13 protein-coding genes and 1 pseudogene are annotated in these 15447 nt (G+C 72.7%); 9 read left to right on the top strand and 5 right to left on the bottom strand.

Annotated features, from left to right (window positions below):
• Positions 1-35 precede the first annotated feature (35 nt).
• Positions 36-2009 (top strand): hypothetical protein, encoded by a 1974-nt coding sequence (locus tag QP939_RS35570; RefSeq protein ID WP_285450733.1) that lies wholly within the window; start codon positions 36-38, stop codon positions 2007-2009.
• Positions 2006-3547, top strand: coding sequence for a hypothetical protein (locus tag QP939_RS35565; RefSeq protein WP_285450731.1), 1542 nt, complete (start codon positions 2006-2008; stop codon positions 3545-3547). Before QP939_RS35570 ends, QP939_RS35565 begins: the two co-directional genes overlap by 4 nt.
• A 6-nt stretch (positions 3548-3553) precedes the next feature.
• Here QP939_RS35565 and QP939_RS35560 read toward each other — a convergent pair whose 3' ends face one another.
• The gene (locus QP939_RS35560; RefSeq protein ID WP_285450730.1) at positions 3554-4630 is read right to left on the bottom strand and encodes an ArsR/SmtB family transcription factor; all 1077 of its coding nucleotides are present in this window, start codon (positions 4628-4630) and stop codon (positions 3554-3556) included.
• Positions 4631-4746: 116 nt separating this feature from the next.
• On the opposite strand from QP939_RS35560, the gene QP939_RS35555 reads away from it, so the two are divergent.
• From QP939_RS35555 to QP939_RS35535, 5 genes are read left to right on the top strand one after another with little or no spacing between them, the layout of a single operon-like run.
• Positions 4747-5496: an amino acid ABC transporter permease gene (locus QP939_RS35555; RefSeq protein ID WP_285450729.1), complete on the top strand. Its 750-nt coding sequence runs from the start codon at positions 4747-4749 to the stop codon at positions 5494-5496.
• Positions 5496-6224, top strand: coding sequence for an amino acid ABC transporter ATP-binding protein (locus tag QP939_RS35550; RefSeq protein ID WP_285450728.1), 729 nt, complete (start codon positions 5496-5498; stop codon positions 6222-6224). The genes QP939_RS35555 and QP939_RS35550 overlap by 1 nt, the downstream gene beginning before the upstream one ends.
• 31 nt (positions 6225-6255) lie before the next feature.
• Entirely contained in the window at positions 6256-7074 is an 819-nt protein-coding gene (locus tag QP939_RS35545) for an ABC transporter substrate-binding protein (RefSeq protein WP_285450727.1), read from the top strand.
• A complete protein-coding gene (locus tag QP939_RS35540) occupies positions 7074-8936 on the top strand; it encodes a CocE/NonD family hydrolase (protein ID WP_285450725.1) in 1863 nt (620 codons plus the stop codon). The genes QP939_RS35545 and QP939_RS35540 overlap by 1 nt, the downstream gene beginning before the upstream one ends.
• A gap of 57 nt (positions 8937-8993) precedes the next feature.
• Positions 8994-9620, top strand: coding sequence for a helix-turn-helix domain-containing protein (locus tag QP939_RS35535; protein WP_285450723.1), 627 nt, complete (start codon positions 8994-8996; stop codon positions 9618-9620).
• Here QP939_RS35535 and QP939_RS35530 read toward each other — a convergent pair whose 3' ends face one another.
• Positions 9621-10133: an RICIN domain-containing protein gene (locus tag QP939_RS35530; RefSeq protein WP_285450722.1), complete on the bottom strand. Its 513-nt coding sequence runs from the start codon at positions 10131-10133 to the stop codon at positions 9621-9623. It lies immediately after the preceding gene.
• Between the two features lie 227 nt (positions 10134-10360).
• Between QP939_RS35530 and QP939_RS52270 the strand changes: the two genes are divergently transcribed.
• Positions 10361-10804 (top strand): three-helix bundle dimerization domain-containing protein, encoded by a 444-nt coding sequence (locus QP939_RS52270; protein WP_434219592.1) that lies wholly within the window; start codon positions 10361-10363, stop codon positions 10802-10804.
• On the opposite strand, the pseudogene QP939_RS35520 reads toward QP939_RS52270, so the two are convergent.
• A pseudogene (locus tag QP939_RS35520) lies at positions 10797-11641 on the bottom strand (LysR family transcriptional regulator). The gene QP939_RS52270 and the pseudogene QP939_RS35520 sit on opposite strands and share 8 nt — an antisense overlap.
• A 97-nt stretch (positions 11642-11738) precedes the next feature.
• Between QP939_RS35520 and QP939_RS35515 the strand changes: the two are divergent.
• Complete coding sequence (locus QP939_RS35515) at positions 11739-12713, top strand: periplasmic binding family protein (RefSeq protein ID WP_285450720.1); 975 nt, start codon at positions 11739-11741, stop codon at positions 12711-12713.
• Positions 12714-12756: 43 nt separating this feature from the next.
• Here the strand turns inward: QP939_RS35515 and QP939_RS35510 are convergent, their stop codons facing one another.
• Positions 12757-13869, bottom strand: a complete 1113-nt coding sequence (locus tag QP939_RS35510; protein WP_285450718.1) for an NDMA-dependent alcohol dehydrogenase — start codon at positions 13867-13869, stop codon at positions 12757-12759.
• Positions 13870-13883: 14 nt separating this feature from the next.
• Positions 13884-15386, bottom strand: coding sequence for an aldehyde dehydrogenase family protein (locus tag QP939_RS35505; RefSeq protein ID WP_285450716.1), 1503 nt, complete (start codon positions 15384-15386; stop codon positions 13884-13886).
• Between the last annotated feature and the right edge of the window lie 61 nt (positions 15387-15447).

Genomic DNA, 15447 nt, shown 5'->3' with positions numbered 1-15447 from the left:
CGTATCGGCGGGCGGGACCTCCTACTCTCACTGGTGTGGACGGCATCGACAGTCTCCGGCACGCCATCGCGACCATCCCCATTCCCGGCGCCCCGCCCCGCCTGTCCCGGCAGGGCGCCGCCGTCGGGCTGGCGCTCCTGGACACCTCGCTGCGGCTCAACCACGTGCGACGGCTGACCGAACGCCTCACCGTCGTCGAACACGGCACCGCGCGGCGCAGCACCGAAGTCGACGTCAGCCTCAAGCTCCTCGACGAAGGCCAGCGCCACGCCACCGCGCAGCTGCAGGACCTCATCGGCCAGGAACACGGCGAGCGGGCCGCGTCCCGGCCGGCGCGGCAACGGTCCCTGTGGGTCCCGCTGGCCCGGCTGCCGCGCCGCGACGTCTCCCCCGTCGACGTCTTCGACAGCTCCGGCCAGAAACTGCCGCGGCTCACCCAGCACGAGGCGTCGCGGCTGGTCGCCGCCGGGCTCTACCGGCTGCTGCGGGGGATCCTCGCCAGTGACGAGAACGCGCAGACCGCCAAGCACGAGCTGAACACCTTCCTCTTCCAGGTGCACGAACCGCGCTGGCTCATCCAGCAGGCGCTGCTGACCCTGCTCACCGAGCGGAACCACCCGGAGGAGGACTTCGCGCTGGCCCCGGCCGACGGCACGGTCCCCGGATACGGCAGGCAGTGCCGGGAACTGGCGCTGGACATCCTCTCCGGTTGTTCGGACCTGCTCGTCGAATACGCGTACCTGCTCAACGTCGCCGTCCGCGACTACATGCTGGTGGTCGCGCTGGACGACTCCGTCGAGGAACACCGGCTCAGCTACGAGACCCCGCTGCACGTCGATGCGCGCCAACCCGTGGCGAAAGAGCAGTGGCGGCGGCTGGCCGCCAGCCGCCGCGGCTACGTCGTGAGCTACGAGACGATGATCCCGGCGACGCTGAAGTCCTACCACCTGGTGGCCCGGACCGCGCCGGAAGCCGAGATCTCGCGGATGTACCTGACCACCGACGCCGACCAGCACCAGGTGGAAGCCCTGGCCGAAGACCTCGGCTCGCTCGCCGAACGCCAGGACGCCGCGCCGCTGCAGGAAACCGACGGCGCCCGGCACAAGATCCTGGAGCTGCAGGCGCAGACCGTGCTGCGGCGGCTGGCGGACCTCGTGCGCCGCCGCAAGTGGGAGGCGGGCCAGTCCGGCGTCGAGCTGTCGCCGCGCAGCCTGCCCGCCTGCCACCGGCTCGCCGCCGCGGCCACCATGGGCGAGGCCGTCCGGATCGGCTCCGGCGAGCTCGACAACTCGCTGCGGCGCCACCCGGAGTTCACCGCGGCGAACCTCCGCGAGGCCGCCCGGGAGCTGACCGAACGAGAATTCGGGCAGGACTTGGTGCTTGTCAACGGCATCGCGGACAACGAGGCCCGGGCGTACTGGCGCCGCTCGGGCGGGCGAGACCCGCGCGGTGACCACATCCGGGTGCGCGCGACACTCGTGCTCAAGGACTCCACGAAGTCCGGCCCGCTCAACGTGACATTCTACGCGCTGGCCGTCGCGACGGTTTCGTTCGTGCTCGGCTGGCTGATCGTGGGCAGCCCGTGGCCGTACGGCCGGGCCGCGACCGAGGCGCTCGGCCACGTCGGCGACGGCCAGTCCGTCATCACGATGTTGCTGCTGCTGCCCGGTTTCCTCTACAGCAGGCTGTCCCTGCCGCCGCGCCGGACCGTGCTCGGCTACCTCGGCACCCTGCCGCAGGCGCTGGTGCAGCTGAGCATCGCGGCCATCGCCGCGTTCGCCGCGACCGTCGCGACGCAGAGCCGCGGCGAGGTGGTGCAGGTCGCGCTCACGGTCGCCGTCGCGCTGCCGGTGCTCGCCGCGCTCGTGCTGTTCGGCCAGGCGTCCTGGCGCGAGTCGGCGATCCCGTTGTCCCGCATCGGGGCACCGCGGTGGGCGGGCACCGGCGCCTGGGACCGCCGCCGCCCGCTCGAAGCCGACGTCCGGTTCGACTCCTCAGGAGGCTGGTGAACGTGCGCAGCCAGCGGGTTTCCGTGCGGAACGTGGCCGACCTGGCCAGGGCGGGCTTCGAGATCGCCCGGCAGCCGGTGACCAAAGTGGACTTCGAGGTGCACCACGCGCTGGCCCGCCACGGCTACCTGCGCGAGCTCGTGACCGCGGACGCCGACGGCGCGGTGTTCCTGGAGACGCTGTGCTCGGCCACCAACGGCGCCGGCGTGGTGATCGGCACCCGCACCCGCAAACCGCCGGACGGCACCGAAGTGGTGGACCACGACGACGGCAGGCAGCCGGCGGAACGTCCGCAGCAGCACGAAGACGCCTGGGTGTTCCACCAGACGACCTCGCCGAACCCGACGTTCATCTACGAGTCCGCGCAGACGTTCGAGGGCCTGATCGCGATCGACCCGGGCGCGCGCGAGGTGTGCGAGTGGCACGGCCTGGCGGTGCGCGACCTGGTGCGCGAGATCTCCGACGCGGCGTCCGCGCTCATCGACGCGCCGCTGCTTTCCCTGCAGTGCCCGGCGCAGCTGCCGCTGCTGGTGAAGACCCGCAACCACGATCTGCGCACCCGCAAGGAGATCGCGTCGCCGTGCGCGTCGCTGGCCGTCCGGTTCGCGATCGCGTTGCGGGACGTCTCCGCGGCCGCGCGGTTCGAGCTGGCCGACCGGTTCCGCGAGCTGTGCGAGAAGCACGGCTACAGCTTCTGGCTCGCCGACACGCGCCCCGGCCACCGGCAGGGCAACTGGTTCGAGGTCTCCCACGCCGACGGCGAGTTCTCCCCGCTGTACAAGGGCGATCTCCGGTCCCGCCAGCGGATCTCCACGGTCCTCCCGGTGACGTTCGTGGGTCCGGCACGGATCGGCTCGACGCACGCGATCGTGTCGTTCCTGCAACGGTATCCGCAGGTGGGCGTGGTCGGCTGCGCGGGGACGACGTTGTCGGACGTCGCGTTCGTCCACCTCCAGCTGGCGATCCACGGCGTGGCCGCCGACCGGCTGAACCGCATCCTCGGCAAGCTGCTCGGCGAGGCGTCGACCCCGGCCCGGCCGCACAAGCTGCTGCGCGAGCTGTTCAAGCGCCTCGGCCTGCCACCCGACCCGGACGGCCCCGGCCCCGCCGCGCAGGACCCGACCGGTGACTACCAGACCTTCGCCGGGCCCGCGTTCGCCTACCGCCCGTTCCAGATGCCCGACTGCATGGCCGTGTGGGTGTCGTGGGAGATCGCGCGCCAGCACCGCGGGCTCGCCGCCCCGCTGGACAGCCTGTACCGCGCGCTGGCCCAGGTGACGTCGGAGTCGGCGACCGTCGAGTACCTCATCTGCCGGGCCACCGAGCAGTCGGTGCTGCGGGGCAAGGCGAAGCTGGCCCTGCCCAAGTCGGTCCTGCGCCGGTTCGCCTCGGGCGGCGTCGAGCTGCCCGCGTCGAAGCTGTGCGCGTCACTGGAAGAGGCGTGGAAAGCGCACGTCGATCAGTCCGGTGTGGACGGTGTGAGCGAGCTGACCGTGGCGTGGCGGGAATCCTGGCTCGGCCACTGGACCTACACCTGAGCGCGGTCAGCGCATGATCGTGGTCAGCACGTCCACCCCGAGTTGCATGAGCCGCTGGAGGTTGAGGCGGTGCTGGATCATCCGGCCGTCGCGGTGGGAGACCAGCAGGCCCGCCTCGCGCAGGCGGCCGAGGTGACGGGACACCTGCGGCACCGTCATCCCGGTCCGGGCGGCCAGGTCGGACGTCGTGATCGGCTCGTTCACCAGGTGGCGGCACAGCGACAGCCGGGCCGGGTCGGCGAGGATCGCCAGGCGGAGGCGCACCTGGGCCAGCGTGTCGCGGGCGCCCTCGCCCTCGACCGGGAAGTGCACCACCACCGGGAACGCGCTGTCCACCTTCACGATCAGGTGCGGCCGCGCGTGCACCGACGGCACCAGCAGGCAGCGGCGGCCGCGCAGGTCGGCGTGCAGCGACTGCAGCTTGTCGAACACCACCGACGGCGGTTCGTGCCGCACCGCCGCGTTCGGGCTCAGTGACGCCAGCGCCTCGGCCACCGACAGCGCGCCGAGCCTCGCCCGCACGGCGACGCATTCGCGCTCCAGCCGGTGCGCGACGCGCGCCCACTCGTCGGCGAAGAACTCCTCGTCGCAGGCGCGCAGGACGTCCAGCAGGTCGGCGCGGAACGCCGCGGGGTCGCCGACGAGGTGGCGAGCCAGCTCACCGCGGCCGAACGACCGCCGCTCGCACGCGCCGACGTACGCGTCCCGGGCGGCCGGGTCGCCCATCAGGTCGCCGATCTCGACCAGGCCGCCGTGGATCGCCTCGGCCGCCGTCTCGGCGAACAGGGCCAGGGGCAGCGCCTCGATCCGGCGCAGCTCCTCCTCGAGCGTCTGCCCCAGCGGCAGCTCGAACGGCAGCAGCAGCCGGCACCGGCGGCGCGCCCACAGCGGCGCGTAGGTGTTCAGGCGGCCGTGCAGCGCCGCCGACGTGTCCGCGCGGACCCGGGTGAGCCACGGCCGGACCTCGAAGTGGTGTTCCGGCTCGGCGATCGAGTGCAGGCACGCGAGCAGCTCCGCCAGCGGCGACACCCCGGCGACGAGGTCGGCCGTGCGGGCTCCTTGGACGGTCAGCACCACGGACATGCGCCCAGCTTACGGGCGATGCTTACCGCGGTCGCGGTAAACATCGGCGGCACTCCGGCGAAACGGACCTAGCCTTCCGGGAACCCGGCCGCCACCGTGACCCGAGAGGCGAGGTCATGCACGACTTCCTCCGCACCTTCTTCGACCTCGGCGAGATCCTCGACGTCTTGCCCGCGCTGCTCACCGAAGGGCTGCGCAACACCCTGCTGATCGCCGCGCTGGCGATCGTCTTCGGCGTCGTCGCCGGCGTCCTGCTGGCCGTGCTCCTGCTGTCGCGGCGACGGCTGGTCCGGCTGCCCGCGCGGATCTACGTCGACGTCTTCCGCGGGCTGCCCGCCATCGTCACCGTCAGCCTGGTCGGCGTCGGCCTGCCCGCGGCGGGTCTGCGGCCGTTCGGCCGCGAACCGCTCGGGTACGCCGTGCTCGCCATCGCACTGATCTCCGCGGCCTACTCGGCCGAGATCTTCCGCTCCGGCATCCAGGCCGTCCCGGCCGGGCAGCTGCACGCCGCGCGCAGCCTCGGCATGCCCTACCTCACGGCCATGCGCGTGGTCGTCGTCCCGCAGGGCGTCCGCAACGTCCTGCCCGCGCTGGCCGGCCAGTTCATCATCGACGTCAAGGAGAGCGCCCTGGTGTACCTGCTCGGACTCGGCTTCGGCCAGCGGGAGCTGTACTTCATCGCCCAGGAACGGCAGGCGGCGACGTACAACTCGTCCGCGCTCGTCGCCGCGGGGCTGTGCTACCTGCTGCTGACCATCCCGCTCACGTACGCGGTGAACCGGCTCGACCGCCGGATGCGCGAGGGCCGCCGCTTCACCTCGGCGCCGGCCCCGGTCGCGTCCGTCCCGGCGAAGGCGGTGGTCTGATGTCCACGGTGACCGTGCGCGGCCTGCACAAGCGGTACGGGCCGATCGAAGTGCTCCGCGACGTCGACCTCGACGTGGCCGCCGGCGAAACCGTCTGCGTGATCGGCCGGTCCGGCTCCGGCAAGTCGACCCTGCTCAAGTGCCTCAACCTGCTCGAACCGCCGACGGCGGGCGAGATCCGGATCGGCGGCACGGCCGTCACCGGCCCCGGGGTGGACGTCGACGCCGTCCGCGCCCGCGTCGGCATGGTGTTCCAGCACTTCAACCTGTTCCCGCACCTGAGCGTGCTGAACAACGTCACCGCCGCGCTGCGCCACGTGCGCCGCCTCGGCAAGGAGGCCGCCGAGGCCGCGGCGATGACCCAGCTGGAGCGCCTCGGCCTCGCGCACCTGGCGCGGCAGCGGCCCGGCCGGCTCTCCGGCGGCCAGCAGCAGCGCGTCGCGATCGCCCGCGCGCTCGCGATGGAGCCCGAGGTGATGCTCTTCGACGAGGCGACCTCCGCGCTCGACCCCGAGCTGGTGAAGGACGTCCTCGACGTCATGCGCGCGCTGGCCGCGTCCGGCATGACCATGCTCGTCGTGACCCACGAGATCGGCTTCGCCCGCGAGGTGGCCGACCGCGTGGTGTTCATGGACGAGGGCCGCATCGCCGAGTCGGGCCCGGCCCGCGCGACCCTCGACGACCCGGAAACCCCGCGACTGCGCGACTTCCTCGCCCGCGTCCTCTGAACCCTCCTGAACCGTCCGGAAAGGACAGACCATGCGCAAGCTCCTGACCGTGGCCGTGTGCGGGCTGCTGCTCGCCGGGTGCGGCGGCGACCCGGCCGCCGACAACCCCTACGGCCTGATCGAGCCCGGCACGATCCGCGCCGCGACCCAGACCAGCCAGCCCCCGTTCGCCTACGGCGACCCGTCGGGCAAGCCGGTCGGGTTCGTCGTCGACCTCACCGACGAGGCCGCCAAGCGGCTCGGGCTGAAGGTCGACTACAAGGCGACGTCGGTGACGTCGTCGCTGGCCGGGCTCACCAGCCACCAGTACGACCTGGCCGCCGCCGGGCTGGGCGTCACCGACGAGCGCCAGAAGAGCGTTTCCTTCACCAAGCCGCTGTTCTGGAGCACCACCGCGGTGCTCACGGCTGCCAAGAACCCCGCGTCGAAGCTCACCGACTTCGGCGGGAAGAAGGTCGGCGCGGTGACCGGGTCGACGCAGGAACCCTTCGTGCCGGCGAAGATGCCGGGTGCCGTCCCGATCGGCTTCCCCAACGCCAACGCGGCGGTGAGCCAGCTGCTCAACGGCAGCCTCGACGCGTTCGTCGTCGGCGGTCCCGACGCCGAGCACTTCCTCAAGCAGTACCCCGCGCTGCGGCGCGCCGCCTCCGCGCCGGTGGAGCACCCGACGTCGATGGCCGTGCCGAAGGACCACGGCGCGCTGCTGACCGCGCTCGACCAGCAGCTCGGCGCGATGGTCGCGGACGGCACCTACGCCCGGCTGTACCGCAAGTACTTCACCACCGCCCCGCTCCCCCAGCTCGTCGCCGCCTGGCCCGCGCTGGGTGCGCAGTTCGCGGGCGGGCTCTGATGGGGAACTGGGAACGGCTGGCGCTGCCCGGCGGCCGCGTCTGCTGGCGGCTCGTGCTGGACGTGCCCGCCCGGGACGGCACGGTGCTGGTCGCCGACCTCTACGCCGCGCAGCCCGATCCGCCCGCCGGGCCGGTGCTGCTGGAGCGCACGCCCTATGGCCGCCGGTTGGCGCGGCCTTCGGACGGCGCACTCGGGCCGGACAACCCGCCGGCGCCCGAGGTGGCCGCCGAGCGGTTCGTCGCGGGCGGGTACCTGGTGGTGCGCCAGGACTGCCGCGGCCGCGGCGACTCGGGCGGCACGTTCACCAAGTACCTCAACGAAGCCGAAGACGGTTACGACACGGTCGAGTGGCTCGCCGCCCAGAAGTGGTGCGACGGCCGCGTCGCGACGATGGGCGTCTCGTATTCGGCGCACGCCCAGGCCGCGCTGGCGTCGCTGGGCGCGCCGCACCTGGCCGCGATGTTCCTCGACTCCGGCGGCTTCGCCAGCGCCTACGAAGCCGGGACCCGGATGGGCGGCGCGTTCGAGCTGAAGCAGGTGACGTGGGCGTTCCACCGGGCCCGCACCAGCGCGGAGGTGCTCGCCGACCCGGTGCTGCGGGCCACTTTGGACTCCGAGGACCTCGGCGCCTGGTTCACCCGGATGCCGTGGCGGCGCGGGGCCACGCCGCTGCGGTTCGTCCCCGACTACGAGGACTACCTGCTGCAGCAGTGGGAGCACGGCGTCTTCGACGACTACTGGCGCCAGCCGGGCATCTTCGCGCGCGGCTACTACGACCAGTTCCCGGACGTGCCCAGCCTGCACATCGCCAGCTGGTACGACCCGTACATCCGCACCGCGACGGAGAACTTCCGCGAGCTCGGCCGCAAGAAGCACAGTCCGGCCTACCTGGTGCTCGGGCCGTGGACGCACGGCGCCCGCAGCGCCCGGCACGCGGGCGACGTCGACTTCGGTCCCGAAGCCCCGCTGGAGGGCAACCTCGACGACGACTACGTGACGATGCGGCTGCGCTGGTTCGACGCCCACCTGGCCGGCTCCGGCGACGCCCCGCCGCCGGTGCGCTACTTCCTGATGGGCGGCGGATCCGGCCACCGGACCCCCGAGGGACGCCTCGACCACGGCGGCCGCTGGTGCACGGCGACGGCGTGGCCCCCGGAGAACGCTTCGGACCGGGTGTTCCACCTCTGCGCCGACGGTGGTCTTTCGCGAACCCCACCGGAGAGCGGGGTCCTGGAGTACGACTTCGACCCGGCCGACCCGGTCCCCACGCTGGGCGGCCAGGTGACGTCGGGCGAGCCGGTGATGAGCGGCGGCGCGTTCCACCAGTGCCCGGACGAGCGGTTCTTCGGGGCGACACCGCCGTTCCTGCCGCTGGAGAGCCGCCCCGACGTGCTGGTGTTCCAGACCCCACCGCTGGCCCACGACGTGGCGGTGGCGGGGCCGGTGACGGTCCGGCTGGCGGTCTCGTCGACGGCCGCGGACACGGACTTCACGGTCAAGCTGGTCGACGTCCACCCGCCGAGCGCGGACTACCCGCAGGGCTTCGCGATGAACCTGACCGACGGGATCCTGCGCTGCCGCTACCGGAACTCGTTCGCCGAGCCGGAGCCGCTGGTGCCGGGCGAGGTGTACGAGATCACGGTCGAGGCCCCCGACACGGCCAACCTGTTCCGGGCGGGGCACCGCATCCGGCTCGACGTGAGTTCCAGCAATTTCCCGCGCTTCGACGTGAACACCAACACGGGCGCCCGCGAGGTGGGCGACCGGCGCAAGGTGGTGGCGACGAACCGAGTCCACGTCGACGGGCGGTCGTGGTTGACGTTGTCGGTGCTGCCGGAGGGCGGGGTCCGCTCGGCGTGACCGGAGGGTGCCCGAAAGGCCGTTCCGCCGCCGCGCGTGCTGCCGTGTACTGCGGTCATGGCGGGGCGAGGGGTGCTGGAGGGCGCGTTCGCGCTGCTGGAGACCCTCGACGAGCTGGGCGGCCGAGCGGGATTCGCGGAGCTGGCCCGCGCGGGCGACCTGCCGAAGACGACCACGCACCGGCTGCTCGACCAGCTGATCGAGGTCGGCGCCGTGGAGCGGGTGTCCGGCGGGTACCGGATCGGGACGCGGCTGTTCCGGCTCGGCCGGAACTGGGAGCCGGAGCTGCGGGCGGCGGCCCGGGAGTGGCTGCCGGTGCTGTCGGCGCGGATCCGCGCGGGCACCCTGCTGGCGGTCCGCCGGGGCGATCGGGTCGTGGTCGTGGCAGCCGAAGGGGTCGACGCCCGGCCCGGGACGGCGCTGTCGCCGGACGCTGTCGCCGCTCGGGTTCTGGCCGCGCCCGGGCGGGGCTGCACCACCGCGGGGCCGGACGGTGCAGCCGCTGGCCCTGGCCTGCGGGGCTACGCCGCGGCCGCCGACGGGGTGGCCGTGCCCGTGCGTGGGCCGGGCGGTGCGGTCGTGGCCGCCCTGGCCGCGGCCGCACCGCCCGGCCGGAACCCGCTCGCCCTGGTGCCCGGCCTGGCGAGCACCGCCCGCGTGCTCGGCACGGCCCTCACCGGGTGATCAGAGCACGCCCCACCGCTGGTTCGCCTGCCCGGCACCGAGGTCGTCCCACAGCTGAACCGGCGTGCCGTTGTGCCCGAGCTGCTGCCACTGCGCGTCCAGCACGCGCGAGTTGTACACGTTCTGGATCGTGTAGTTGCGGTAACCGTCCTGGAACACCCACCACACCTGGTTCGTCTGGCCGCCGCCCAGGCAGTCCCACAACTGGATCGGCGTGCCGTTGCCGCCGATCTCCTGCCAGCGCGCGTCGAGGCAGCGGCCGCTCACCGAGTCGACCACCTGGTACCTGCTGTCGTACGACACGTAGCGGAGGTACCAGCGGTTGGTCACCTCCCAGCAGTCCCACAGCACGACCGGTGCGCCGTTGGCGGTGCCCTGCGGCTCGAGGCACCGGCCGCTGTAGTTGTTCGTGATCGGGTACGGCCCGTAGTCCGCCGCGCTCGCCGCCGGGGTCGCCACCCCGAGCGCGGCCACCGCACCGGCCACCACCGCGGCCCACTTCTTCCAGCTCATCGACGCTCCCCACGTTCGACACTCCGAGCCCCCGACCATGCCGGAGCGCGAACCCGCGCGGGGGGCCGGTTCCGGCCACCGGACCGGAACCGGCCCCCGAGGGCAGCCGTCAGTGCGTCACGGCAGCACCTTCATCGTCCCGTCGGCGAGCGTTGGCCCTGGCGAGGAAGGTCGGCCGGTAGCAGCCCGGCCGCCGGGTCCTGTGCGCCGGGCAGGCCGTCGGTGGGGTGACCACCCTGACCTTGCCCCGGCGACCGGGGCGCCGGCTAGCCGAGCCGGAGCACCACGCCGGTCACTCCACTGAGGACACTCGCCACCCCGGCCCGGACGGCCGCCGCCGCGCGGGACGGGGTGAACGACGCCGGGTCGAAGCCCGTCGACGTGCCCAGTCCCTCGCCGCGGAACGACGCGCCCGGCCAGTTCGCCGCCGTCACGTTCGCCGTCGGCTCGGCCAGCTCGGCGCCGAGCACCAGGAACTGCCGGTCCAGGTGGCTGGCCGTCACCAGGGCCAGCGCGTCGACCAGGTCCTTGCCCGCGCTGATGACCAGGTCCGGGGCCGCCTCCACACCCTCGTCGACCACGAGCGCGCCCGGTTCGCCGGTGCCCGCGTGCACGCCTTCGTGCCGATCCTGGTCGAACGCGCGGTGCGGGCGTCCCTGGCCGCTAGCTGACCGTCGCGGCCGCGGCCACCTCGACGAAGCCGCGGACCAGCCGGCCGCGGCGCCGCCGCGGCCACGCCACCACGATGTCGCTCGGGGGCGGCCGGTCAGCGGGACCACGACCAGGCCGGGCGGCAGGGGCTGGTCCACCGGGGCGAGCGCCGAGATCCCGTTCCACGCGACGGCCTGGAGGCACTCCTGGACCGTCCGCCGGACCGGTGCCGTGTCGTCGGGCGGGCCGCCGGTCCAGTAGTCCGCCCACACCGGGTCGGTGCCGTCCGGCAGCCGGACCCAGCGGCGGCCGGCCAGCTCCGCCGCCGACACCGACGCGTGGTCCGCGAGCGGGTCGTCGTCGCGCAGCACCACGCCGACCGGCACCGAGCGCAGCACCCGCGTGGCGAATCCCGTGCTGTCGAAGGGAGTCCTGGTCAACGCGACGTCGACGAGCCCGGCTCGCAACCCGGCTGTCGGGTCGCCGAGATCGGCCTCGTGGACGCTGACGGTCACGTGCGGGTGGCGTTCCCGGAACAGCGGGACCAGGCGGCCGCCGACGTGCTCGGCCGCGTCCGCCAGCGTCCCGACCCGCAGGCGCGCGACCGCGGTGACCCGGTCGCGGAGGCGATCGGCCTGCCCGAGCAACGCCCGCGCGTCTTCGTAGAGGATCGTGCCCGCCGAAGTGAGGACGACACCCTTCGGGGTGCGCTCGAACAGCGTCGCGCCGAGGTCGTCCTCCAGGCCGCGGATCGCCCGGCTGAGCGGCGGCTGGGTCATGTGCAGGCGACGGGCCGCCCGGCCGACGTGCCCCTCCTCGGCCACCGCGACGAAGTACCGCAGCGTGCGCAGCTCCACCGCCAGCACGATACCCGCACGGTATCGAGTCGGCCCGGCGGGACTTGGACTTCCCCCGCCCCGGCGGCGAACCATCGGAGGCGGAAGGAGTGATCACATGCCCCTGCGGATCGGGTGCTACCGCTACGACACGACGCAGGCGCTCTTCGACGGAACCGGGCCCGCCACGGTCGAAACCGCAGCCACCCTGCCCGAGATCTTCGACCGGCTGGTGCGCGGCGACGCTTTCGACGTCGGCGAGCTGGGCCTGACCTTCCACCTGCGGCTCCTGGAGGCCGGCCTGCCTTTCGTCGCGCTGCCGATCTTCCCCAACCGGGTGTTCCGGCACTCGTGCGTCTTCGTCAACACGCGCTCCGGGATCACCGGGCCCGCTGACCTGGTCGGCCGCACGATCGGCGAGTTCGGCACCTACGGCCAGGACTCCGGCGTGTGGGCCAAGGGCATCCTGAGCGACGAATACGGCTTCGAGCCCTCCCGCAACCGCTGGCTGATCGGCGGCCTCGACCACCCCGCGGCGCCCTTCGGCTTCACGCCGCACCCGCACCCGGCCGACGTCGAAGTGTCCGAAGTGCCCGACGGCAAGACGCTCGGCGACCTGCTCGACACGGGCGAGATCGACGCGCTCTTCTCCGCGAACGTCCCGCGGTGCGTCCTCGACGGGTCCCCGAACGTCGCCCGCCTGTTCCCGGACTACGAGACCGTGGAACGCGACTGGCACCGCCGCACGGGGATCTTCCCGATCATGCACACGATCGTCGTCCGGCGGCGGCTGCTGCGCGACCGCCCCGGCCTCGCCCGCGAGCTGTACGACCTGTTCGGCGCGGCCAAGGACGCGGCCGCCGAGCGGTACCGCCGCCACCGGCGGCTCTACCAAGTCCAGACGATGGTCCCGTGGACCAACGCGCTGGTGGAGCGCAACGCCGGAGAGTTCCCCGAAGACTGGTGGCCCTACGGCGTTTCGGCCAACCGCACCACGCTCGACACCTACCTGCGCTACCACCACGAGCAGGGATTGTCGACGCGGCGGTGGTCGATCGAGGAGGTCTTCGCCCCGGAGCTGCTGGACACGTGACGCGGCCGGGCCGCGCGGTGACCCCACCGCACGGCCCGACCTCTCAGCCGTCGTGGACGATGACGCCGCGGATGTTCTTGCCCTCCCGCAGGTCCTCGTACCCCTGGTTCACGTCCTCCAGGCGGTACCGGTTCGTCACCAGCTCGTCGAGCTTGAGCTGGCCCGCGTCGTAGAGCCGCAGCAGGCGGACGATGTCGTACTGCGGGTTCGACGAGCCGAACAGCGTGCCGCGGATCGTCTTCTCCATCAGGGTCAGCATCGCGCCCGACACCTGCACCGTCAGCTTCTCCGGGTTCGCCAGCCCGGTGACGACCACCGTGCCGCCCTTGCCGACGATGTCGAACGCCGCCGAGACGACCGCCGCGTCGACCGTGCCGACCGTGATGATCGCCTGGTCCGCGCCCTGGCCCCAGGACAGCTCGGTCACCTTCTCCGCCGCCTCGGCCGCCTCGGCGAACGCGTGCGTCGCGCCGAACTTCACCGCCGTTTCCCGCTTGAACCCCGGGGGATCCACCACCACGACGTACTTCGCGCCCGAGTGCACCGCGCCCTGGACCGCGTTGATGCCGAGGCCGCCGATGCCGTACACCACGGTGATGTCGCCGACGCGGACATCGCCCGCGTACGTCGCACTCCCCCAGCCGCTGGGGACGCCGCAGCCGACCAGCACCGCCGTCTCCAGCGGCAGCCAGTCGTCCACTTTGACCACCGAGTGCTGCGAAATCGTGGCGCGCTCGGAGAACGTGCCGAGCATGCACATCGCGCCGAAGTCCTGCCCGCCGCCGTGGAAGCGGAACGAACCGTCGGGCAGGTGGCCCTCGAGGATGGTCGCGCCCATGTCGCACAGGTTCTGGCGGCCCGTCGCGCAGTAGCGGCACACCCCGCAGTTCGGGATGAAGCTGCACACGACGTGGTCACCGGGCTTGACCTTCGTGACGCCGGGGCCGACCTCCTCGATGATCCCGGACCCCTCGTGCCCGCCGACGATCGGGAACCGCGGCGGCAGGTCGCCGTCGGTCAGGTGCAGGTCCGAGTGGCAGAGGCCGGCGGCGGTGTACTTGATCAGCACCTCGCCGGGGCCGGGGCCGTCGAGGTCCAGCTCCATGATCTCGAACGGCTTGCCCGCTTCCAGCAGGACGGCTGCTTTGGTCTTCATGCGGTTTCCTTCGTTCAGAGGGCGACGTTGACGGCCTTGGTCTGGGTGTAGAGGTCGAGGGCGGCGGCGCCGAGCTCGCGACCCCAGCCGGACTGCTTGTAGCCGCCGAAGGGCAGCGCGGTGTCGAAGCCGTTGTATTGGTTGATCCAGACCGAGCCCGCCTTGAGCTGCTTGGCCGCGCGGTGCGCCTTCGAGATGTCGCGGGTCCAGATCCCGGCGGCCAGTCCGTAGACGCTGTCGTTGGCCGCGGCGGAAAAGCCTTCCTCGGCGGTGAACGGCAGGGCCGCGACGACCGGGCCGAAGATCTCCTCGCGCACCACGCTGAACTGCGGCTGGACGTCGACGAGCACGGTCGGCTCGACGAAGTAGCCCTCGTCGCCCCAGCGCTTGCCGCCGGTCAGCGCGCGGGCGCCGTCGGCGAGCCCCTGGGCGAGGTAGCCGGTGACGCGGTCGAACTGCTCCTGCGAGACCAGCGGGCCGAGCTGGGTGGCCGGGTCGAGGCCGGGCCCGATCTTCACCTGGCTCGCCGCGTCGGCGACCGCTTGCGTGAAGTCGTCGAAGATGCGGTCCTCGACGTACAGCCGCGTGCCCGCGACGCAGCACTGGCCGTGGTTGAACAGCCAGGCGTTGAGCGAGCCCGGCACCGCGGTCTCGAAGTCGGCGTCGGCGAACACCACGTTCGGGCTCTTGCCGCCCAGCTCCAGCGAAACCTTCTTCAGGTTGCCCTTGGCCGCGTCGACGATCTTCTTGCCGACCTCGGTGGAGCCGGTGAACGCGACCTTGTCGACGCCGTCGTGGGCGGCGAGCGCCGCGCCCGCGTCGCCGAAGCCGGTGACGATGTTGACCACGCCGGGCGGGAAACCGGCCTCGCAGAACAGTTCCCCGAGCAGCAGCGCGGTCAGCGGCGTCTGCTCGGCGGGCTTGAGGATCACGGTGTTGCCCGCGGCGAGGGCGGGCGCGAGCTTCCACGCGGCCATCAGCAGCGGGAAGTTCCACGGGATGATCTGCGCGCACACGCCGACCGGCTCGCGCAGGGTGTAGGCGTGGAACTCGCTGCCGGGCGGGGCGAACGGCATCGACACGTTGATCGTGCTGCCCTCGATCTTCGTCGCCCAGCCCGCGTAGTAGCGGAAGACGTCGGCGGCCCAGGCGGTGTCGACGACCTGCGCGACGGTCGCGGACTTGCCGTTGTCGAGGGATTCCAGCTGCCCGAACAGCTCCGCGCGCTCGGTGAGCAGGTCGCCGACGCGCCACAGCAGCCGTTCGCGTTCATTGGGGCGCATGGTCGCCCACGGGCCTGCTTCGAACGCGCGCCGCGCCGCGGTCACCGCCCGGTCGACGTCGGCCGCCTCGCCCCACGCCACGTCGGTGATGCGCGCGCCGGTGGCCGGGTCGTGCGTGGCGAACGTGCGGCCGCTCGCGGCGGGCACGAACTTCCCGTCGATCAGCAGCTGCTTCGTGCCGGAGACGAACTCGCGGACCGGGGCCAGCAGCGGGGTTTCGGCGACTGCCGTCATCGTGGGGCCTCCTCACGTCGGTGTGACGTGAGGAATGGTCACCTCGATCGCGCGAGGTCCC

This window comes from Amycolatopsis nalaikhensis (genome assembly GCF_030264295.1).
GTDB classification, from domain to species: Bacteria; Actinomycetota; Actinomycetes; order Mycobacteriales; family Pseudonocardiaceae; genus Amycolatopsis; species Amycolatopsis nalaikhensis.
This window is presented reverse-complemented; position numbering and strand designations above follow the sequence as displayed.

What these genes read in the sequence shown, in the direction of transcription:
- QP939_RS35560 (WP_285450730.1), bottom strand. Translation starts at nt 4,630, where the DNA reads ATGTCCGTGGTGCTGACCGTCCAAGGAGCCCGCACGGCCGACCTCGTC.
- QP939_RS35555 (WP_285450729.1), top strand. Translation starts at nt 4,747, where the DNA reads ATGCACGACTTCCTCCGCACCTTCTTCGACCTCGGCGAGATCCTCGAC.
- QP939_RS35550 (WP_285450728.1), top strand. Translation starts at nt 5,496, where the DNA reads ATGTCCACGGTGACCGTGCGCGGCCTGCACAAGCGGTACGGGCCGATC.
- QP939_RS35545 (WP_285450727.1), top strand. Translation starts at nt 6,256, where the DNA reads ATGCGCAAGCTCCTGACCGTGGCCGTGTGCGGGCTGCTGCTCGCCGGG.
- QP939_RS35540 (WP_285450725.1), top strand. Translation starts at nt 7,074, where the DNA reads ATGGGGAACTGGGAACGGCTGGCGCTGCCCGGCGGCCGCGTCTGCTGG.
- QP939_RS35535 (WP_285450723.1), top strand. Translation starts at nt 8,994, where the DNA reads ATGGCGGGGCGAGGGGTGCTGGAGGGCGCGTTCGCGCTGCTGGAGACC.
- QP939_RS35530 (WP_285450722.1), bottom strand. Translation starts at nt 10,133, where the DNA reads ATGAGCTGGAAGAAGTGGGCCGCGGTGGTGGCCGGTGCGGTGGCCGCG.
- QP939_RS35515 (WP_285450720.1), top strand. Translation starts at nt 11,739, where the DNA reads ATGCCCCTGCGGATCGGGTGCTACCGCTACGACACGACGCAGGCGCTC.
- QP939_RS35510 (WP_285450718.1), bottom strand. Translation starts at nt 13,869, where the DNA reads ATGAAGACCAAAGCAGCCGTCCTGCTGGAAGCGGGCAAGCCGTTCGAG.
- QP939_RS35505 (WP_285450716.1), bottom strand. Translation starts at nt 15,386, where the DNA reads ATGACGGCAGTCGCCGAAACCCCGCTGCTGGCCCCGGTCCGCGAGTTC.